At 58.7% G+C, this 19606-nt stretch carries 27 protein-coding genes; 12 read left to right on the top strand and 15 right to left on the bottom strand.

Annotated elements, in window-relative coordinates; all coding sequences use genetic code 11:
• The first annotated feature begins 936 nt into the window (after positions 1–936).
• Entirely contained in the window at positions 937–1089 is a 153-nt protein-coding gene (locus GO499_RS00255; RefSeq protein ID WP_161860294.1) for a hypothetical protein, read from the top strand.
• A gap of 43 nt (positions 1090–1132) precedes the next feature.
• Positions 1133–1726: a thymidine kinase gene (locus tag GO499_RS00250; RefSeq protein ID WP_161860293.1), complete on the top strand. Its 594-nt coding sequence runs from the start codon at positions 1133–1135 to the stop codon at positions 1724–1726.
• Here GO499_RS00250 and GO499_RS00245 read toward each other — a convergent pair.
• The 5 genes from GO499_RS00245 to GO499_RS00225 all read right to left on the bottom strand — a co-directional run bounded on the left by GO499_RS00245 (position 1705) and on the right by GO499_RS00225 (position 4644).
• Positions 1705–2670 (bottom strand): 2-hydroxyacid dehydrogenase, encoded by a 966-nt coding sequence (locus GO499_RS00245; RefSeq protein ID WP_161860292.1) that lies wholly within the window; start codon positions 2668–2670, stop codon positions 1705–1707. The genes GO499_RS00250 and GO499_RS00245 overlap by 22 nt on opposite strands.
• Before the next feature lie 12 nt (positions 2671–2682).
• A complete protein-coding gene (locus tag GO499_RS00240) occupies positions 2683–3021 on the bottom strand; it encodes a tRNA-binding protein (protein ID WP_161860291.1) in 339 nt (112 codons plus the stop codon).
• Positions 3022–3039: 18 nt separating this feature from the next.
• A complete protein-coding gene (gene phaP / locus GO499_RS00235) occupies positions 3040–3459 on the bottom strand; it encodes a TIGR01841 family phasin (protein WP_161860290.1) in 420 nt (139 codons plus the stop codon).
• 125 nt (positions 3460–3584) lie between these two features.
• A complete protein-coding gene (locus GO499_RS00230; RefSeq protein WP_161860289.1) occupies positions 3585–4088 on the bottom strand; it encodes a type III secretion system chaperone family protein in 504 nt (167 codons plus the stop codon).
• Between the two features lie 313 nt (positions 4089–4401).
• Positions 4402–4644, bottom strand: a complete 243-nt coding sequence (locus GO499_RS00225; RefSeq protein WP_161860288.1) for an accessory factor UbiK family protein — start codon at positions 4642–4644, stop codon at positions 4402–4404.
• Between the two features lie 119 nt (positions 4645–4763).
• On the opposite strand from GO499_RS00225, the gene lgt reads away from it, so the two are divergent.
• From lgt to GO499_RS00205, 4 genes are read left to right on the top strand one after another with little or no spacing between them, the layout of a single operon-like run.
• Positions 4764–5660, top strand: a complete 897-nt coding sequence (lgt, locus tag GO499_RS00220; protein ID WP_161860287.1) for a prolipoprotein diacylglyceryl transferase — start codon at positions 4764–4766, stop codon at positions 5658–5660.
• On the top strand, positions 5657–6715 hold the full coding sequence (locus GO499_RS00215; protein ID WP_161860286.1) for a class I SAM-dependent methyltransferase: 1059 nt from the start codon (positions 5657–5659) through the stop codon (positions 6713–6715). Before lgt ends, GO499_RS00215 begins: the two co-directional genes overlap by 4 nt.
• Positions 6712–7464 (top strand): peptidoglycan editing factor PgeF, encoded by a 753-nt coding sequence (gene pgeF, locus GO499_RS00210; protein ID WP_161863779.1) that lies wholly within the window; start codon positions 6712–6714, stop codon positions 7462–7464. Before GO499_RS00215 ends, pgeF begins: the two co-directional genes overlap by 4 nt.
• Positions 7464–8609, top strand: a complete 1146-nt coding sequence (locus GO499_RS00205) for a M24 family metallopeptidase (protein ID WP_284154830.1) — start codon at positions 7464–7466, stop codon at positions 8607–8609. The genes pgeF and GO499_RS00205 overlap by 1 nt, the downstream gene beginning before the upstream one ends.
• A gap of 101 nt (positions 8610–8710) precedes the next feature.
• Here the strand turns inward: GO499_RS00205 and GO499_RS00200 are convergent, their stop codons facing one another.
• Complete coding sequence (locus tag GO499_RS00200) at positions 8711–9103, bottom strand: PRC-barrel domain-containing protein (RefSeq protein WP_161860285.1); 393 nt, start codon at positions 9101–9103, stop codon at positions 8711–8713.
• A gap of 290 nt (positions 9104–9393) precedes the next feature.
• Here GO499_RS00200 and GO499_RS00195 point away from each other — a divergent pair, with 290 nt between their 5' ends.
• Positions 9394–9975 (top strand): ATP-dependent Clp protease proteolytic subunit, encoded by a 582-nt coding sequence (locus tag GO499_RS00195; RefSeq protein ID WP_284154829.1) that lies wholly within the window; start codon positions 9394–9396, stop codon positions 9973–9975.
• Positions 9976–10008: 33 nt separating this feature from the next.
• Here GO499_RS00195 and GO499_RS00190 read toward each other — a convergent pair whose 3' ends face one another.
• Complete coding sequence (locus tag GO499_RS00190) at positions 10009–10512, bottom strand: Lrp/AsnC family transcriptional regulator (protein ID WP_161860283.1); 504 nt, start codon at positions 10510–10512, stop codon at positions 10009–10011.
• 198 nt (positions 10513–10710) lie between these two features.
• On the opposite strand from GO499_RS00190, the gene trxB reads away from it, so the two are divergent.
• Positions 10711–11673, top strand: a complete 963-nt coding sequence (trxB, locus tag GO499_RS00185; protein WP_161860282.1) for a thioredoxin-disulfide reductase — start codon at positions 10711–10713, stop codon at positions 11671–11673.
• 44 nt (positions 11674–11717) lie between these two features.
• Here trxB and GO499_RS00180 read toward each other — a convergent pair whose 3' ends face one another.
• The gene (locus tag GO499_RS00180) at positions 11718–12182 is read right to left on the bottom strand and encodes a MarR family winged helix-turn-helix transcriptional regulator (RefSeq protein WP_161860281.1); all 465 of its coding nucleotides are present in this window, start codon (positions 12180–12182) and stop codon (positions 11718–11720) included.
• 107 nt (positions 12183–12289) lie between these two features.
• Between GO499_RS00180 and GO499_RS00175 the strand changes: the two genes are divergently transcribed.
• Positions 12290–12715: an organic hydroperoxide resistance protein gene (locus GO499_RS00175; RefSeq protein ID WP_161860280.1), complete on the top strand. Its 426-nt coding sequence runs from the start codon at positions 12290–12292 to the stop codon at positions 12713–12715.
• 92 nt (positions 12716–12807) lie between these two features.
• Here the strand turns inward: GO499_RS00175 and GO499_RS00170 are convergent, their stop codons facing one another.
• From GO499_RS00170 to GO499_RS00155, 4 genes are all read right to left on the bottom strand, one after another.
• Positions 12808–13407: a short chain dehydrogenase gene (locus GO499_RS00170; protein ID WP_161860279.1), complete on the bottom strand. Its 600-nt coding sequence runs from the start codon at positions 13405–13407 to the stop codon at positions 12808–12810.
• A gap of 58 nt (positions 13408–13465) precedes the next feature.
• Complete coding sequence (locus GO499_RS00165; protein ID WP_284154828.1) at positions 13466–14737, bottom strand: 3-phosphoshikimate 1-carboxyvinyltransferase; 1272 nt, start codon at positions 14735–14737, stop codon at positions 13466–13468.
• Between the two features lie 100 nt (positions 14738–14837).
• Complete coding sequence (locus GO499_RS00160) at positions 14838–15065, bottom strand: DUF1150 family protein (protein WP_161860278.1); 228 nt, start codon at positions 15063–15065, stop codon at positions 14838–14840.
• Positions 15066–15069: 4 nt separating this feature from the next.
• On the bottom strand, positions 15070–15483 hold the full coding sequence (locus GO499_RS00155; RefSeq protein WP_161860277.1) for an Hsp20 family protein: 414 nt from the start codon (positions 15481–15483) through the stop codon (positions 15070–15072).
• A 119-nt stretch (positions 15484–15602) separates the two neighbouring features.
• Here GO499_RS00155 and GO499_RS00150 point away from each other — a divergent pair, with 119 nt between their 5' ends.
• From GO499_RS00150 to GO499_RS00140, 3 genes are read left to right on the top strand one after another with little or no spacing between them, the layout of a single operon-like run.
• Positions 15603–15821 (top strand): YdcH family protein, encoded by a 219-nt coding sequence (locus tag GO499_RS00150; protein ID WP_161860276.1) that lies wholly within the window; start codon positions 15603–15605, stop codon positions 15819–15821.
• A 28-nt stretch (positions 15822–15849) separates the two neighbouring features.
• On the top strand, positions 15850–16338 hold the full coding sequence (gene purE, locus GO499_RS00145; RefSeq protein WP_161860275.1) for a 5-(carboxyamino)imidazole ribonucleotide mutase: 489 nt from the start codon (positions 15850–15852) through the stop codon (positions 16336–16338).
• Complete coding sequence (locus GO499_RS00140; RefSeq protein ID WP_161860274.1) at positions 16331–17395, top strand: 5-(carboxyamino)imidazole ribonucleotide synthase; 1065 nt, start codon at positions 16331–16333, stop codon at positions 17393–17395. The genes purE and GO499_RS00140 overlap by 8 nt, the downstream gene beginning before the upstream one ends.
• Before the next feature lie 149 nt (positions 17396–17544).
• On the opposite strand, the gene GO499_RS00135 is transcribed toward GO499_RS00140, so the two are convergent.
• The 3 genes from GO499_RS00135 to GO499_RS00125 all read right to left on the bottom strand — a co-directional run bounded on the left by GO499_RS00135 (position 17545) and on the right by GO499_RS00125 (position 19479).
• On the bottom strand, positions 17545–17856 hold the full coding sequence (locus GO499_RS00135) for a YegP family protein (protein ID WP_161860273.1): 312 nt from the start codon (positions 17854–17856) through the stop codon (positions 17545–17547).
• 164 nt (positions 17857–18020) lie between these two features.
• Positions 18021–18578: a sugar transferase gene (locus GO499_RS00130; protein ID WP_161860272.1), complete on the bottom strand. Its 558-nt coding sequence runs from the start codon at positions 18576–18578 to the stop codon at positions 18021–18023.
• Positions 18579–18630: 52 nt separating this feature from the next.
• Entirely contained in the window at positions 18631–19479 is an 849-nt protein-coding gene (locus GO499_RS00125; protein WP_161860271.1) for a DMT family transporter, read from the bottom strand.
• Positions 19480–19606: the final 127 nt, after the last annotated feature.

Here is a 19606-nt window from a genome sequence, read left to right as displayed (position 1 = left end):
ATTCCGACGTCGGCACCCGCAAATAGGCAGCAGAAATGTAGCGACGACAATACCCTCGGACGGCAGGGCTATCCAAGCCCATTTCGCACGCATCGCTCGCCTTCCTGCCCGGACGAATCTCACCGTCGGTTGCCGACAGTCCCATCACTGCCCGGTAATAGTTCCTCGAAGCGGTGACGGCGCAATCCAACACGTAAGAAAGCACGACTCCGTCAACGCAACCAATGGGTCCGGCTCAACCAACATTGGAGCATTGTTCCCATAATTTCCCGGTGCGCTTATTCGACAGTCTCGGGTACCGGGCGATTCTGGTCTGGCAGGCATCTTCAAACTAACCAACCGCACCCTTCGCTCCCAGCCCAACAGTTTGTTGGACAGCCACGCGCCAACTCCGAACGATCCGTCTCGTGATACCGGTCCACCATTGGCTGTGAGATGCTTTCATGATTTTACCGTTCAGACATCCGTTCCATCATCATGCATCTCATTCACCTTGATAGTCCTGCTCTCGGCTTCATGAACTTTCGGAAACCTCCATTCCAGTGCGATTAGCATCTCCAAATAGCAGGTCTTGATTAACCGATGGTTGCCATCCACCGGCCACTCCCCTATCCCGCAGCGACATAACCGAAAAGGCCATCCCAATGCTTCGTATCATCGTCCTCCTCTCACTTGTCGCACTTGCTGGTTGTGATGTGCCCCTCGTGCCATTGGTCTGATCCCGCCCTCCGGCGCGATGCCATACCGAACCCATACCAAATCCATACCAAATCCATACTTGCCCCACCCCGTCGGCCGTTTTTCGCGCAAACGGCCGATTTCTGGGCGAAAATCTACATATTTGGGCTCAGTTCAGCCGTTTTCTGAGAATTTGCTTGTTTCCGGAACGGTGACAGGCGCATCGTCCACTTACACAACTTGCAGGAGACTTTCACCATGGCCACCGATGCAGAATCCCCGAAGAAAGAGCGCCCGGGCATGCGCCGATTCTACCTCCGCACACGTATCGCGGAATTGAAAGCCGAACTCGACACGCTGAAGGCGGAACTCGCTTCTCTGAAGCCCTCCAAGGAGTCCGAAGACGCCTGATCAGGCTTGACGCAGCGCCAATGTCCCGGCACATCCCCGGGGCATGGCAAAGCTCTATTTCAACTACTCCACGATGAACGCCGGCAAGAGCACCGTGCTGCTGCAGGCGTCCTACAACTACAACGAACGCGGGATGGAGACCTATCTTCTGACCGCAGACTTCGATCACCGTTCCGGCCCCGGCCGCATCAAGAGCCGCATCGGCATCTCAGCAGAAGCCGACACCTACAACCAGCAGACGGATCTGTTCAACCTGATCGCGACGCGCCTAAATCTCGGTCCGGTCGCCTGCATACTCGTCGACGAGGCCCAGTGGCTGACGGAGGAACAGGTCTGGCAACTCGTTGATACTGTTGATGATCTTGGCGTTCCCGTCATGGCTTACGGATTGCGTGTGGATTTTCGCGGCAAACTCTTTCCCGGTTCGGCGGCGTTGCTCGCCCTTGCAGACGAGATGCGCGAGGTCCGGACGATCTGCCACTGCGGCCGTAAGGCCACCATGGTCGTCCGCCTGGATGCAGAGGGCAACGCATTGCAAGAAGGTCCCCAGATTCAGGTTGGCGGCAACGAAACCTACGTCTCGCTCTGCCGTCGTCATTGGAGAGAGGCCGTCGCTCACACCACCCGCGCAGGGTAGGGCCGACCCGCGAAATGGGCTTCGAGATTGTCGACAGCCAGCATGCCCATCGCCGTTCTCGTTTCGAGTGTCGCGGAGCCTAGGTGTGGCAAAAGGCTGACATTGTCGAGCAAGCGGAGAGCCTCCGGCACTCGAGGCTCATGGTAGAAAACGTCCAACCCCGCACCGGCAATTCGCCGCTCTTGCAGGGCGGCAACAAGTGCGTCCTCGTCAATCACATCGCCCCGCGCCGTATTCACAAGGAAAGCCGTGGGCTTCATCAGCGCGATTCGCGCAGCGGAAATAACCTTGTCATTGTTAGCTCCGCCAGGAAGGTGCAGGCTGATTACATCCGCCTCCGCCATCACGGCATCAATGCTCTCCACCGCCTGCGCCGGCACACCCGGATCCGCTACTGGTGATCGGTTGAAGTAGATCACATCCATACCAAATCCGTAGTGGCACCGCTTGGCCACCGCCTGTCCGATCCGGCCCATGCCAATGATGCCCAATACCTTGTCCTGGAGGCCGGAGCCCAACATCGCGGTCGGTGCGAAGCCCGTCCACTCACCGCGTCGCAATCTGTTCTCGGCCGGCCATGTTGCACGCGTTACATTGAGCATCAGCGTCAGCGCGATATCCGCTGTTGCATCCGTAAGCACCCCCGGCGTGTTCGTTACGACCACACCCGCTGCCTCCGCGGCCGCAAGGTCGATGTTATTCACACCTACGGCGAAGTTGGCCACGATCCCGGCCCTGCGGCCCTTCACATTCAACAAGTCAGAATCGATGGCGTCCGTCACCGTCGGCAACAGCCCGTCCGCCCCCATCATCGCCACCTCAAGTTCGGCGGTAGAAAGCGGGCGGTCATCATGATTCAGCTTCACATCAAAGAGAGCTTGAAGACGTGCCTCTACAGCATACGGCAGCTTTCGAGTGACCACAACTTTCGGTTTTTCCGTCATTCATGCCCCTGTTCAATGCATTCTCGCGCCATCTGGCGCAGGTTTGTCCGGTGAAAGCAGCACAATCGCACCGTCGGCATCACTTACACCCAACACCAGAACTTCAGACATGAATGGACCGATTTGTCGCGGCGGAAAGTTCACCACCGCCAGAACCTGCCGCCCGACAAGCGATTCTGGCGAATAATTCAGCGTGATCTGGGCGGAACTCTTCTTCTCGCCGATCTCGGCACCAAAATCTATCCGCAGTTTAAAGGCTGGTTTGCGTGCTTCGGGGAAGGGCTCTGCTGCAAGGACGGTACCAAGGCGTATATCCACCTTGGCGAAATCGTCGAAAGTTATCTCGGTCATGCGATGGCTTTGGCGCTCTTACTTGATCTTGTTCATTATGTCCTGCAGTTCCTTTACGGAATCGCCAACCCGCTCCGAGATTGCCTTGTAGGCTTCCTCGTTCGCGGACTGCGCCGTTTCCGCCAGTTCCTGCATATTGGCCAGCGCCTTTTGAAATGCCGCCTTCATCACTTCTGATTGAGCCGTGGCCTTCTTCGCATCGGGCATTCCGCTCGTCATCGTTGCCACCTGCTCACGTGCTTGGGCAATCGTATCCTCAAAAATCTGCAGCTGTTTCCGGTATAGGTCCTGAAAGCCGTTCGCCGCAGCGGCGTTGGCGGCCATCATCGCATCCATATTTTTCTTCTGCGCATCGAACAGCGTCTGCGGATCCAGCGATTTCATATCCAGGCCGCTGAAATGCTTAGTGAAATCGCTCTTCTCCAGAAATTCCTTCATCATTTCGGGCGAAACGGTGAGTTTGCTGAAATCTACCATGGTGGCGCCTCCTCCGGTGCTGCTCTCTGAACCAGAATGGGGCCGCGTGGGCGGAAAACAAGCCTTTTCCGCCCGTGGCGCCGAACTCAGGCTCGGCCGTAAGCTTCTGTCATAGCGATCTCCAGTGCCGCGTCTGGGCTCTCGTCGCCCCAACAGACCATTTGGAATGCGGGGAAGAAACGTTCGCAGGACACGATAGCGTTGCCAACCATGTCCGAAATCTGTGCGGCAGAGGCCGTGGCGCCCCCGGCGAGGTTGAGCGAATAGCGGAACGCCATCATCTGCTGGGAAGGCCAGCGCGTAAAACAGCCTGACCAACATTTATCGTTCGCACGCTCAAGCAGTTCGAACAGGCGCGGAAGGCTGGCTTCAGGTGGGTCCATGTCGAAAGCACAAATGAGCCGCAGGCTTTCGTCGTGGGAAGACCAGGCCAGCGTCACTGAATAGGTCCGCCATGACCCCTCGATCGCCATGGCAATCTGATCGTCGGCCACGCGGTCAAAATCCCACTCGTGGTGTTCTGCCAGCGTTTCTACGATGTCTATGGGGTGAAGATCTTCTGAGTAGAGTTCGTGCTCGACACTGCTCATGCCAGGTCCCTCTTGTTGTGGCCCGCTGGCGGAGTTTAACCCGCTAGGGGCTGTGAGGATGTCTATAGGTCGAGGAACCTGCAGCTCCCCGACCTATATATGGTGGAAGCATTCCCGAATTCTGTAAAGAACTTTTTCATGACATTCGGGAGACGATGGCAGCAATTTCGCCTTCTCCGTGCCATGGAACCAAAATGCCGCAACATTGTGCAATACGCATAGCAATCTGCATCTCAGCTCGATGCCAACCAGAGAGCTTCGGTTTTTGTACTCCCAAGGCGTTCAACGTGGCGTCGTCAACGACACCGGCACCTCAGCCTTTGGCTTCGATTGCCTCGATGCGGGCCCTCAGGGCTTCGTTTTCCTCGCGTGCCTTCTGAGCCATCGCTCTCACGGCATCGAATTCATCACGGGTCACGAAGTTGCGGTCTGCCATCCAGCGGTCCAGCATGCTCTTCATCGCTGTCTCGGCTTCGCTGCGGGCGCCTTGCGCCACGCCCATCGCGTTGGTCATCAACTGGCTGATATCATCAAAGATCCTGTTGCGGGTCTGCATGGCAAATCCTTCCTCTCGCTTCGCTCCTATATGGTGCTTTCGCAAATGTTTGCCAACCACCTGCTTGACTTTGATAGACACGGCGGGGATCAAGCACCCACGCGATTACAAGGCCATCCATGCTCCTCGCCCTGCCCTTTCCCGATATCGACCCGGCTCTTTTCACCATCTCGCTTTTCGGAGTGGAGTTCGCCCTGCGCTGGTACGCCCTCGCTTATGTCGCCGGGCTTGTCCTCGGTTGGCGCTATGTCGTCCGCCTGCTGAAACGCCCGGGCCTCTGGCCCGCCGGCAAGGCGCCGATGGCCCCGAAAGAGGCGGAGGATCTGCTTACGTGGATGGTACTCGGCGTCGTCCTCGGCGGTCGGATTGGCTATATCGTATTCTACCAGCCCGAAATTCTTGCAACCCCCGCCCGCGTCTTGGCGGTCTGGGAAGGAGGAATGTCCTTCCACGGCGGATTTCTTGGCGTCGTCGCCGGTATCATTGTCTATAGCCTGCTGAAGCGAAAAAACATGCTCAGCCTTGGCGACGCGGTGGCGGCAGCTACGCCAATCGGCCTCTTCTTTGGCCGCCTCGCAAACTTCATTAACGGCGAACTCTGGGGGCGCCCTACAACTCTCCCGTGGGGCGTCGTCTTTCCTGATACCCGTGCCCAACTCTGTCCGGAAAGGTTCGGTGATCCCTGTGCACGCCATCCTTCGCAGCTATACGAAGCTGCTCTGGAAGGCCTGCTGCTTTTTGTATTCCTCTTCATCGGGGTCCGTTTTCTCGGCTGGCTCAAACATCCCGGTCGCGCCATCGGCGTATTCCTGCTGGGCTATGGCCTCGCCCGCACCTTCGTAGAAGGCGTCCGTCAGGGAGACATGCAATTTGTCAGCGACGAAAATCCGTGGGGTCAGATCATTCGCCTTGGCGCCGGGCCAGAAGCTTGGGGTCTTACCATGGGCCAGATTCTATCCCTGCCTATGGCGGTCGTCGGCCTCGCGATCCTGTTTGCCACCAGACGAAGCAAATGACGCGACTGACCGACAAATTGAAAGCTGAGATCGCCGTCTCAGGTCCCATCTCCATCGCCCGGTTCATGCAGATTTGCCTGCTCGATCCGGAGCACGGATATTACATGACGCGCGACCCACTCGGTTCGGCTGGAGATTTCACCACCGCACCGGAAATTAGTCAGATGTTCGGCGAACTCGCTGGCCTGTGGCTTGCCCAGACGTGGATGGATCAGGGTGCACCCGATCCGTTTACGCTTGCCGAACTCGGCCCCGGGCGTGGAACACTGATGGCCGACATTTTGCGCGCCACCGCACGCGTTGCCGGCTTCCACGCTGCGCTACGCCTTCACCTTGTCGAGGCCAGCCCCACCCTGCAGGCTCATCAGGCGGCCAGTCTGGCCGATGCGGAGCCTACATGGCTAACGGAAATAACGAATCTGCCTGATCATGCGCCCTTGTTTGTTGTTTCCAACGAGTTTTTCGATGCCCTGCCGATCCGGCAGTTCCAGAAGGCGGCTACTGGCTGGCACGAAAGGTGTATCGGCATCCGCTCCGGCAACCTGGTTTTCGGTCTCGCACCTGCTCATCACGAACCGGAGCTGGATACCCGTTTCCCAGACGTACCACCCCAAACCATGGTGGAACGAAACAGCGCCGCTGAAGCGATCACCGCTCAACTGGGGCAGGTTATAAATCGACGTGGCGGCGCTTTCCTTGCCTTTGACTACGGTGAATGGGATGGCACCGGCGATACTTTGCAAGGATTGCGCAAACACGGCTACTCCGACCCGCTGACAAAACCAGGTGAGGCCGATCTGACTGCCCATGTCGGCTTTCGCTGGTTGGCAGAGTCCTCGACTTTACGGCCTCATTTCACGCAGCAAGGTCAATTTTTAAAGGCACTGGGCATCGATGCCCGCGCGGCCGCGCTGTCTGCCGCCGATCCAGACCGCGCCAACGAAGTGGCCGCCGCACACAGCCGCTTGACTGACGACCGCGAAATGGGGAGTCTTTTCAAGACACTGGCGCTGCTGCCGGAGAGTGCTCATCCTCCACCCGGATTTACTTCATAATGCTCGAAATCCTGACAAGCCCGGACCTGCCTGCATCTCATGGCTTTTTCACCCGCAGGGGCGGCGCTTCTTCAGGTATCTTCCACGGCCTGAATTGCGGCCCCGGCTCCTCCGACCTTGCGGAGGCAGTCAGCATCAATCGAGCCCGGGTTGCAAAGGCGATGGAGATACCGCTCGATCACCTCATTTCGCTGCATCAGCATCATTCCAGCGATGTGGTTGTGCTCACCGCGCCACCGGAAAGCCCTCCCAAAGCTGATGCAATGGTTACGGCCATGCCCGGCCTTGCCTTGGGCATCCTCACCGCTGACTGCGCACCAGTGCTCTTCTGCGACAGGACAGCCATGGTAATCGGGGCAGCTCACTCCGGCTGGCGTGGCGCTCTCGGCGGGGTACTCGAGAACACGCTCGATGCTATGGAATCACTCGGTGCCACGCGCAGTGCCATCACCGCTGTTGTCGGACCGACGATCAGTCAGCGCGCTTACGAAGTCGGCCCGGAGTTTTTTGAGAATTTCGTTGCCGAGGATCGTGAATTCGTTCGATTCTTCGCCGGTGGGCACGGCGACAGGATGCAGTTCGACTTGCCCGGTCTCATCGTCCACCGCCTCCGTAGCAGCGGCATTGGCGATGCATCGTGGACGGGTCACTGCACCTTCACCGATGCCGGTAGTTTCTATTCCTTCCGACGCACCACCCACGCTGGCGAGGCAGATTACGGTCGCCTGATCTCGGTCATCCGGCTCTGATGCTGCATTTTTCCGAAGCAGAGTTCGCCCGGCGCCGTGCCGCGCTTGATGCCGAAAGACGCGCAAGGGGCCTCGACGCGTTGTTGATCTTCGCACAGGAAAGCATGTACTGGCTGACCGGCTATGATACGTTCGGGTTCTGCTTTTTCCAGTGTCTCATCATCACGGAGGCAGACTCGGTATTGCTGACACGTAGCGCCGACCTGCGTCAGGCTCAACTAACCTCCAACATCGCCGATATCAGAATCTGGCCGGATGGTGCGGATGCCAATCCGGCAGAGGATCTGGTTCGGCTGCTGAGTGAATTAGGCCTTCACGGCAAGCGTCTTGGCGTCGAGTTCGACACTCACGGCCTGACCGCGCACAATTATCGCCGTCTGACCGCCGCCATTGATCGTAAATCCGAACTGATCGATGCGTCTGATCTCGTGTCGACGCTTCGGCTCGTCAAATCCGAAGAAGAAATCGCCTGCGTTCGCAAGGCAGCAGAACTCGCTGACACGGCGCTTGACGTTGCCGTTGCCACCATCAGGCCTGGCATAAGCGAGGCTGAAGTTCTCGCGGCGATGCAGGCGGCCGTACTCCGAGGAGGTGGCGACTATCCCGGTAATCCGTTCATAATCGGGTCGGGCGACCACGCTCTGCTCTGCCGCTACAGTTCCGGCCGCCAAGCTATCCGGACGCAGGATCAGGTTACTCTCGAATGGGCCGGTGTCTGGCGGCAATATCATGCGGCAATGATGGCTACGCCGATTGTCGGCGAGCCGACCGACCGTCAAAAACTTCTCCACGCAGCCGCCGAAGAGGCGTTACTGGCATGCGAAGACACTCTCCATCCCGGCGCAACGATGGGTGACGTCTTCTCTGCCCATGCCCGCACGCTTGATGCTCACGGTCTCGCGGCGCATCGCTTGAAGGCCTGCGGTTATGCTTTGGGGACCCGCTATGCGCCTAGCTGGATGGAACACCAGATGTTCTATGAAGACGCACCAACAGTTATTCGGCCGGGAATGGTTTTCTTCCTGCACATGATTTTGATGGATAGCGAGAGTGGCAACGCAATGACGCTCGGTCGCACGTCCCTGGTAGGCGAAGTCGGCAGCCAACCGCTTTCCGGCCACGACACCGCGCTCATCGTGATCTAGAAGGTTGCAAAAAGTGCCCCGGTGACCGGTGGGGGGTAGTGATCGGGGATAGGTCACCGGGGGTTGCAGTGCCGGCCAGACGAACCGACACTGGGGGGACGTCAATTCGATGCGGGCATCGGCATTGCCGCAAACCTTGGTAAAGCTTTGAACTGTTCTTCGGTCATTGGCACCTGGACGATTATTTCGCCCTCGGCATCCGCCTTATCCATCACCGTCAGTTCCTCGACGGGGACGGCCGCTTCGTGGCGTCCAAATCCGAGAAACCCGCCAGCGGCAATCACTGCTGCATCGACTTTGCCGGAGTCCGTGAACACTACATCCGTGATCTGGCCCATGTTCTGGCCATCGGCATCGAATACGTCGGCGCCAGCCAGTATTTCGGCCGTCACGTCGGCCCGAGCGGCCGGCGTATCCGGCACTTGCGCCGCCTCCTGTGCGACAACGCCTACACTGCTAAAGCCCAATGCAAGGGTTACGAAAAGATGTTTCATGATGGCCTCCGCCTCCTCTTCAATACGTCCAACCGGCGAAAGCCACCGGTCGAAAGATTGACGTACGGTGGCCCATTACCTTCCATGAAGGCTTGGGCGGCCAAGGCAGTACGCATTAAATAATTGAAAATACTAACAATTTGACAGGCGCGTTTTCGCCTATGCCTATCACGCCTTGAAGGCCGTTCATCAATTAAGTCGGATTTCAATGCCAAGACTTGCATCCCCGCCCCGCGGTATCAGATAAGAGGCAGCACGCACCGCGCGCACGCAAAACGATGGAGAGTTCCTTGGATACCGAAGAGAAAACAGAAGAAGCCGCGGGCACACCCTCCCGCATTGCCGAAAAGCTCCTGAATGCGCGTCAGGTCGTTATCTGCGAAGAAATCAACCAGAAGATGGCCAAGCGTGTCGTTGCAGAATTGCTCGCCCTCGCCGCCATCTCGGACGATCCGATCACGCTCTTCATCAACAGTCAGGGCGGGCACGTCGAAGCGGGCGACACGATCCACGATATAATCAAATTCATTAAACCCGTCGTAAAGGTGATCGGCACCGGTTGGGTTGCCAGCGCCGGAACTCATATCTTCCTTGCTGCCGACAAGGAAAACCGCGTTTGCCTGCCGAATACCCGGTTCCTGATCCATCAGCCTTCCGGCGGAATAGGTGGCAAGGTTACCGATATCGCCATTCAGGCTGTTCAGATTGAACGCATGCGAGAGCGTCTGGCCAAGGTCATCGCGGATGCCACCGGCATGGATATCGAACAGGTTCGCAAGGATATCGAACGCGACAAATGGCTGACGACCGATGAGGCCATTGAGTACGGCATTCTCGCGCGCGTAATCACGACCCAGGCCGATCTGGCCTGATGTGACTCCTCCGCCGGCCTTCTGTCGGCGGAGTTACTCTTCTTCCGCTGCCGCCCGCGCTTCGAGGATTTCGAACGGAACGCCCGGCTCATCCTTGGCGTTGCGGATCACCAATGAAGTCTTGACGCTCGCCACGTTGTCCGCTGCCGTCAGGTCTTCTGTCAGAAACGTCTGGAAGGTAGAGAGGTCAGGCGAGGCGCATTTGAGAATGAAGTCGATCTCACCATTTAACATGTGGCACTCACGAACAAGCGGCCAACCACGCGCCAGCGTCTCGAAGGCGGAGAGGTCTACCTCAGCCTGACTCTTTAGGCTGACCATTGCGAACACCTGAACTTCAAAACCAAGCTCCCGGGCATTGACGTCGGCATGATAGCCCTTGATAAGCCCCGTCTCCTCCAATGTGCGCACGCGTCGCAGGCACGGCGGCGCAGAAATGCCGACCCTCCGCGACAACTCGACATTGGTCATGCGCCCATCGCCCTGCAACTCCGCCAGGATTTTTCGGTCGATGGGATCGAGTTTGAGTGACGGCAAGACGGTTCTCCCGATTCTTGATTGTTCGTTCCGCTCGAAAAACGAAATAAAGTTTCGATTCTGCGCAACATCTTAAACAATATCACGCTTCCGCGCGCAATGCCCAAAACTACGCACAGGGGCGTGACGCCACGTTGCAAGGGTTTGCACTCCCATTTCCGCGTGCCTATATTCACGGCTCAGTTTTAGGAGCGCACCATGTCCGAATCCCGCCACACCCGACTTCTGATCATTGGTTCAGGTCCGGCCGGATACACCGCCGGCGTCTACGGTGCCCGCGCCATGCTAGAGCCGATACTGGTGCAAGGCATTCAGCCAGGCGGCCAGTTGACGACGACAACAGAAGTCGAAAACTGGCCCGGCGATACTGAAGTACAAGGGCCGGATTTGATGGTGCGGATGGAAGCCCACGCCAAGGCCATGGGAACGGAAGTGATCTCCGATTACATCTCTTCGCTTGATCTCTCCCGACGCCCATTCGTCGCCACTGCGGACAGTGGCACAACCTACACTGCAGATGCTGTAGTGCTTGCTACCGGCGCACAAGCTAAGTGGCTCGGCTTGCCGTCGGAAGAAAAGTTTAAAGGCTTCGGGGTATCTGCCTGCGCCACTTGCGATGGATTTTTCTATCGGGGACAGGAAATCGTCGTCGTCGGCGGTGGCAACACTGCCGTCGAGGAAGCGCTGTTCCTGACGAATTTCGCCTCCAAAGTTACACTTGTTCATCGCCGGGACACCCTGCGCGCAGAAAGGATCCTGCAAGATCGCCTGTTCAAGAATCCAAAGATCGAACCGCTCTGGTTCCACGAGGTAGAGGAGGTCGTCGGCGGCGATAGCCCGCTCGGCGTCGAAGCTGTGCGCGTCAAACACACACAGACAGGCGAAATCACAGAAATCCCTGCCAAGGGTCTGTTCGTCGCCATCGGCCATGCCCCGGCTTCGGAACTGGTGAAGGACCAGTTGGAACTCCACAGCGGGGGCTATGTCAAAGTTAAACCCGGCACTTCCGTAACATCGATTCCCGGCGTGTTCGCGGCGGGCGACATCACCGACCCGGTGTACCGGCAGGCCATCACCTCCGCCGGTATGGGTTGCATGGCAGCACTGGATGCGGAACGGTTTCTGGCCGAACAGGACGCGGAGTTACAGGCGGCGGAATGATTTCCGCGGCATTGCACGCCGTCAAATTCATGCGCACCATGAACCTAACCTGCTGCCTCCAACAGCGCTTCCCGCAGATTCTGTAAGCGCTCCTGCAGCGACTTGGCTTCCGCCAGATCAAGCCCTGTCGCCCGCCCGACACATTCCGGAATATCCTCGGCTTTTGCCTGCAGATCACGTCCCGCATCGGTCAGCTTCACGATTACGCGACGCTCATCCGCAATGTCCCGAAAGCGCGCGACCAATCCCGCCGCTTCAAGCCTCTTCAGCAAAGGCGTAAGCGTGCTGGTCTCCAAGCCGATCTTCCGGCCTATGGTACCGACCGGCAGATTGTCGCCTGTCCACAGCACCATCATCACAAGGTATTGGGGGTAGGTCAGCCCCAAGGGCGCCAGCAGCGGCGTGTAGACCTTCTGGAAGGCATGGGTGGTCGCATAGACTTCGAAGCACAACAGCTGCGCAAACGGGTTTTCCTCTGGAACAACTTCGTCGCTGTCGGAGTTTCGCATATGTCACCCAGTCAAAATTATATCGCCAACGATATGATCGAGTACGATTGACATCAAGTCGGGCCGATTTTATATCGTGCACGATGAAATTTGGGAAGGAGGCTCCAATGCCGACTAAGATCGCTTACTCGACCAGCGCGACAGCCACCGGTGGGGGCCGCGACGGCCACTCCGGGACAGATGACGGAAGTTTTTCCGTTGATCTGGCCGTACCCAAGGAAATGGGCGGGCCAGGCGGCGGCGTGAACCCTGAACAATTGTTTGCGACGGGCTACGCGGCCTGCTTCCTCGGTGCCATGCGCTTCTATGCCAGCCAAAACAAAATTACGGTCCCGGCAGATGCCAAGGTCCATGTCACTGTCGGCATTGGCCCTCGCGAAGATGAAGGTTTCGGGCTCGATGTCGCCATCAAGGTTGCTCTTCCCGGTCTGGATCAGGATGTTGCCGAGGACCTGATCGCCGGTGGCCACAAGGTGTGCCCCTATTCGCACGCCACCAAGGGCAGCCTGACGGTAACGCCGGAACGCGCCTGATATCCATGTTTTGTACCGATTAGCTCGGTCGTATCGAGCAAATGGGCGGCCTCCGGGTCGCCCTTATATTTTCGGGGGTCTGCCTGCCGCTTTCATTCCACAACAATAACTTGCCCGGTTATAGCGCCCTCGACGCTCTTGGCATAGGCAAGACCCACACGTTTGGAAGACACAGGCTCGTGTCCAGGAAACCATTGTCCGTACCGCGGCGCAGAAACTTCCAGCAATCCCGGACTGACAACATTGATCCGCTGGCCGCGCGGCATCTCAATTGCCGCGCCCGTCACGAAACCACCCAAGGCACCGTTGGCTGCCGCCGCCCCGGCCCCCATCCTGATTGGATCGCGATCCAGCACACCGCTTGTCAACGTGAACGAACCGCCTTCAGAGATACGCGCCATCCCCGCCAGGACCAGATTGACTTGCCCCATGACCTTACCGTTCAGGCCAATCATGAAGGTGTCCGAAGTGAAATCTTCAAGTGGCCCAAAGTGAACGTCACCGGCAGTACTTATGACAGCGTCGACATCACCCACTTCCGCGTACATCTTCTCCACAGAGGTGCGGTCGGACATGTTTACCAGTACGTCGCCTTGCGTTCGACCTGCGCGGATGATGTCGTGGCGCGAGCCCAATTCCTCACAGACGACACGTCCGATGTCGCCGGACGCTCCGACCACAATTATCTTCATGGCTCGCCTCTCTCTGTCGTCAATCGATTTGAGTATGCACCAGGCGTGTGCCGCGGCGTCAGGAAAAAGTCACGCCGAGTGAGGCAAGGTCATGCCAATAGTCCGGGTAGGTTTTACCGGTACAGGCCGGGTCCAGAATGGTGATACCTCGTATTTTCAACCCGGCCAGCGCAAAGCTCATCGCGATCCGGTGGTCCGAATAGGTCTCGATCCGCGTTGGCAGCAAATGACCGGCGAGCCCCGGGTCGGATGCGACCACAAGATCGTCGCCTTCCTCCCACGCAAGGCCCTCGCGAATCCGCGCGAGTTCAGTCGACAGCGCCGATACTCGATCACACTCCTTGACCCGAAGATTTGCGATGCCGGTGAACCTGACTGGCGTGGCGTTGAAGGCCGCCAGTACTGCCAGCGTCGGCACTGCGTCCTGCATCTGGCTACCGTCGATCTCTGCCGGCATGTTCGGGAACATGGCAATGATCTTGGCCGCCGCGGCGTCGGGCTGCGTAAAGTCGTTTGCAGCCATCCCGATGTCGATGTCGCCGCCAGTCAGCGCTGCCGCCGCCCAAAGGTAGGTCGCGGCAGACGCGTCCGGCTCCACTGAAAACTCCGCCGGATGGTATCCCGTGGGCTGCACAATCCAGCTTTGCCCATCCAGTGCTTCGACCTCCGCTCCGAAGGCTTGCATCGCCGCGATGGTCAGGTCGATGTAACCACGCGCCCCGATTTCCGCGCCCGTCAGCGCAACAGTAACCGGAGCATCTCCGCAGCCGGCGAGCATCAACAAGGCAGAGACATACTGGCTTGAAAGCCCTCCGTCGATCTCCACCCGTGTGCCGCTGAACCCGCCCGTGGCCTCCACCGTCACGGGTGGGCAGCCGGTAGGCGTGCTAGCCTTGACACCGAGCATCGCCAATGCCTCCACCAGCGGCGCGATCGGCCGTTTGCGCATGTGCTCGTCACCATCAATGACGACTGTGCCCTCTGCAAGCGCCACAGCAGCGGTGAGGAACCGTGTCGCCGTACCAGCATTGCCCAGAAAAAGCGGCTCTTCAGGTGCCGTGAGCCGCGCGTGTGCCTTGACTACGAATGTTGTGGCATCCGGCTCAGTTACCTCAGCCCCCATGCGCCGCAATGCACGTGCCATCAGCGTTGTATCGAGACTTTTAAGCGCCCCCGACATATGGGTCGTACCTTCGGCCAGTCCGGCCAGCAGCAGCGCCCTGTTGGTAATGGATTTCGATCCCGGCGGCTGAACCCTGCCCCTGAGCGGGCCGGACACCGGGGTCACGGTCAGCGCCTCAAGCGCGTGAATGTCGCTCAGATCAACCATGGTTCCTCCGCATGAGACGTGCAGCCTGCTCTGCGGAGCGTTCTGTCAGGCTTCGCACCCGAGGCCAAGTGTCTTCACGAAGAAGGCCCCGACAAACGGCTCAGTGAACACTTACCGGCTGCAATTCATTCATACGCGCCAGCGCAAACGCGCGCGTACGATCATCGACCAGCGCAATAACGCGGCCGTCAGCATCAGAAACAGAGTAGATCGCTTCCATGCCTTCGGCCTGATCCTGCACTTCGCTCGGCAAATCGGCCACTTTCACGGCGCGCACGTATACGATCGGCTGGCCGTCAGCTTCCTTCAAACTCGGAAAATCGCTCATATTCTTACCCTTTCTCGATCTTGATCGTCTGCACGACCGAATCCGGAACGTGCCGTTTCAGATCGACATGCAAAAGCCCGTTTTCCATGGTCGCTCCTGCGACCTCGACGCCATCGGCCAGCACAAAACTTCGTTGGAACTGACGCGCCGCGATGCCGCGATGCAGAAATACCCGGGTCTCGTCCTCCTCCATCTGCCGCCCCCGGATCACCAGTTGCGCGTCCTCCAGTGTTATCGCCAGCTCTTCCTCGGAAAAGCCTGCCACTGCCAGCGTGATACGGTACTGCCCCTCACCGCGCTGTTCGATATTGTAGGGAGGATATCCCTCGTTTCCCGATTTCGCGGTCCGCTCCATCAGCCGGTCAAGCTGCTCGAACCCGAGGAGGTAGGGATGTGAGGCAAAGGTTGCCTTGGTCATGTCTCACTGTCCTTGTCGAAAGCAACAATTCGTAAAAGGCCCCGCAGCGGCAGCCTTTACGCTTGAAAACATGGGGAGGAACGGGCGATAAAACAAGGGTAAATGGCCCGGGATACTGCATGAAAGACTCTCCACAGATGGACCGGATGGAGGTGTTGAAAGTGCGCCTCGCTCAGTTCCGTTCAGAGCATCGCGACCTTGACGAAGCCATCATCGCCCTTGAAGAAGGCCCTGCGCCCGACATGCTGCGGCTACGCCGGCTCAAGAAGAAGAAACTGAGCCTGAAAGACCAGATCGCCCGCATCGAAGACGAACTGACGCCCGACATCATCGCCTGAGCCGACAGAAGCAAGGAAATCCTGAAACATGACACTCCCCCTCGTTGGCATCGCTATGGGCAGCCAGTCCGACTGGCCGACGATGAAGGCCGCCGCCGAAGTGCTCGACGCCCTCGACATCGCCTACGAGACCCGCATCATCTCTGCGCATCGAACACCCGACCGTCTCTTTGATTATGCGGAAACGGCTGCGCCACGCGGGTTGCAGGCAATTATTGCCGGTGCCGGTGGGGCTGCCCACCTTCCAGGAATGCTGGCCGCGAAAACCCGCGTACCGGTGTTGGGAGTACCTGTACAGTCTGCAGCTCTCAACGGTATGGATTCCCTCCTCTCTATCGTTCAGATGCCAAAGGGTATTCCGGTCGCAACCTTTGCCATCGGCAAGGCCGGCGCAGCCAACGCCGCCCTTTTCGCGGCAGCCCAGATCGCGACAACCAACAACGCTCTCGCAGGGCGTCTCGAAGCGTGGCGTGCCAGTCAGGCTGACGCGGTGGCCGAGGAACCGCTTGATGAGTGATGCCTTGGCGCCCGGCTCCACGGTAGGCATTCTCGGCGGCGGCCAATTGGGCCGGATGCTCGCGCTCGCTGCCGCCCGCCTTGGGCTCAAGACACATGTATTCGATCCCGACCCTAGGGCCCCCGCCGGCGAAGTTGCAACGCTGGCGACTACCGCCGCCTACGATGATCACGCGGCCCTCGTAGCCTTCGGCAATTCGGTCGATGTGATAACCTTCGAGTTCGAGAACATTCCGACCACTGCGCTGGATCTCTTGGATTCGTTGGCACCAATTCGCCCGACTCGCGAGGCTCTGCGCATCAGTCAGGACAGGGTTATCGAGAAGAAGTTTCTCCAATCCATCGGGCTTATGACGGCGCCCTTTGCGGAGGTCGACAATGCGGAAGATCTCACCGCTGCCACCACTTCAATCGGTCTCCCTGCTATTCTAAAAACCCGCCGGTTCGGCTATGACGGCAAAGGTCAGGCCCGCATCTCCTCCGAAAACGACGTCCCGCAGGCGCTGGCAGCGATGCGCGGGGCACCGGCAGTGTTGGAAGGGTTCGTCCGCTTTGATCGCGAAATTTCGGTAATCGCCGCCCGCGGGACCGATGGCGCTGTCGCCTGCTACGATCCTGGCGAAAACGTCCACAAAAACGGCATCCTCCACAGCACGACCATCCCCGCCGCGTTATCTCCATCACAGGCTCAGGATGCCGTACTGCTCGCAGGCCGTATTCTGAACGCGCTCGACTACATCGGGGTCCTCGGTGTGGAACTCTTCGTCACACCGGAAAGTCTCATCGTCAATGAAATCGCTCCACGTGTGCACAACTCTGGCCACTGGACAGAAGCTGCCTGCACGATCGACCAGTTCGAACAGCACATCCGCGCCGTTGCCGGCTGGCCGCTAGGCGATGGCAGCCGACATTCCGACGCCATGATGCTGAATCTGATCGGGAAAGATATCGCGGCGGTCGAAACCACCTCAGACGCCCGCGTTCACCACTATGGTAAAGCCGAGGCACGCCCGGGCCGCAAGATGGGTCACATCACCCGTATCAGCCCTAAAACTTGAGGACACAAGCGGGCCACAGCGCTACCCGCCCGCTACCGTCGCTCAACGGCTCCTGCCGAAGGCGGCTGACGCTGGAAGATTGTTCCAGCCCGACTCCAAAAGCAAAAGGGCCCGGAAAACCGGGCCCAAATCGATGAAAATATCCGTTATCAGCCCTGATAGCCCTGCCGCGCCGCATTCGCCTCCGCATCGGCCTTCTTGGTGTACCCCTCGGAGGCCGCACCGATGATGTTGCCATTTACGGCCCGCCGACGCCAGCGATACTCCCCGCGTTTATCCTGGTAGAACTCCCACTTGTCCTTCGGGTTCGGACCGCGGTTCATGTTCGCCTCGCAGTCCGCCTTCTTGTTATACCCTTCGGAGGAGGCCCCGACGATCCGGCCGTTACTGGCCTTGCGCCGCCAGCGGTACTCACCGCGCTTATCCTGATAGACCTCGAATGTATCGTTTTCGCCCGCCATATTGCGTCATCCCTGTTTTCCCGGTCCGCCCGTTCCCGGCAGCACCATCCCAGATTTATCCGCGCCGCAGCACGACGCTACCGCATGTTGCGCATTTGAATGTCTTCTGGCAAGTCCCGCGTCTTGTTGGCAAAGCGACCGCCGCTAGTCGTGGCGACGCTGCATCAGCGGTTCTTTCGCCGCAACACGATCAGGAAGGTCTGTGCGATGATCCACAAGTCCAACCAAAAATCTTGTCGTTCGATATACTCGAGGTCGAGGCTCGTCCGATCCCTTTCCGAAAACCCGCCCTTTTGCATAACCTGCGCATAGCCCGTGATCCCCGGCGTCACCGACACGCGCCTTTGCCATATCTCGGGCGGATAATCTCTCTCCTGCATCGGAGTATCGGGTCGCGGACCAACGAGGCTCATCTCACCTGCCAGCACGTTCAGAAACTGCGGCAACTCGTCGAGGCTGGTCCGTCGCAGGAACGCTCCGATGTTGGTGATCCGCGGATCACCCGCATGTGTCTGGTGCCCCCCTTTGGACGCAGCGTCCCGGATCATGGAGCGGAATTTCCATAAAAGGAAGGGCTTGCCGTCCTTGCCCACCCGCGGCTGGCGAAAGAACGGCGAGCCACCATCCTGCGCGGTCACAAACACAGCAATCACCAGCCATACTGGAAGCGTCAATAACAGTAGCACCAGCGCCACCACAAAATCGAACACACGTTTCAGCATTTCTGCTCCCAATTCCGTACCGGACAAAGAGTATTGGTCACCGATGGCATGCTCAAGCTGTCTGCTTGGGTCCGAACACGGCCAGCACGATGCCACCAAGGATCAGAACGGCAGCAACGGCAAAGCTTGTTCCTGGTCGCTCGTCCAGAAGCAGAATACCGCCCACCGTCGCTATCAGCGGCACACTCAGTTGCGCCACGGCTGCCGTCGTCGCCTCCAGTCGCGGCAGGACCGCATACCAGACGGCATACCCGCACCCGGATGCCAGCGCGCCGGACATTACGGCCAAGATGGCGCCGTGCCAATTCAGGGTTCCGAACGGTTCCAGAACCAAAAACAGTGCCACGGCAGGCACAGCCGCCCGCCAGAAATTTCCTGCCGTCACCAGCAGAGGGTCTACCGCCGAAGCTCCCCTCAGGCTGTAGATGCCCCAACCGACTGCCGCCGCCAGCATGAGGAGAACCCCCCGAGTATCGGCTCCGGTTACATCGACACCCGGCAATAGCAGCACCGTGAGTCCTGCCAGCCCCAAGCCAGAACCGATCCAGCGCCACACCCCCGGCCGCACCCCGGTCAGCAAGCTGCCCGCAAACATCGTGATCTGCACACCTCCGAACAGAATCAGGGCGCCAAGTCCGGCATCGAGGCTCAGATAGGCGAAGGAAAAGGCGATGGCATAAAGCAGCAAAGCGCCCGCAGATTGCCATGATCCAGCCTTGGCAAGGCCGCGATCGCTCCCTCGCCACGCCACAATGGCAGCTAGAATGAGAGCTCCTGAGGCCAGTCGCAAAGCGGTGAAACCTGCAGCTCCTGCACCGGCATCAACGAAGGCCGCACGGTTCAGCAGAGAGTTGGCCGCAAATGCCACAAGCGCCACAAAGGTGAGGAAAAACAAATGCATCGCCAAGCTATCACCTTCAACTTCGCATCTGGCAAGTCACCATCCGGTGAAAGCATTTACTCTGATGTAATCATGGCAGGAAGCAGTGCTTTTTTTCTGGCAGGCCCTGCAGAAAGGAACTTGGCGA

Source organism: Algicella marina, assembly GCF_009931615.1.
GTDB lineage: Bacteria > Pseudomonadota > Alphaproteobacteria > Rhodobacterales > Rhodobacteraceae > Algicella > Algicella marina.
Note: the sequence above shows the minus strand (reverse complement) of the source record. Positions and strands in the feature narration are given on the sequence as shown.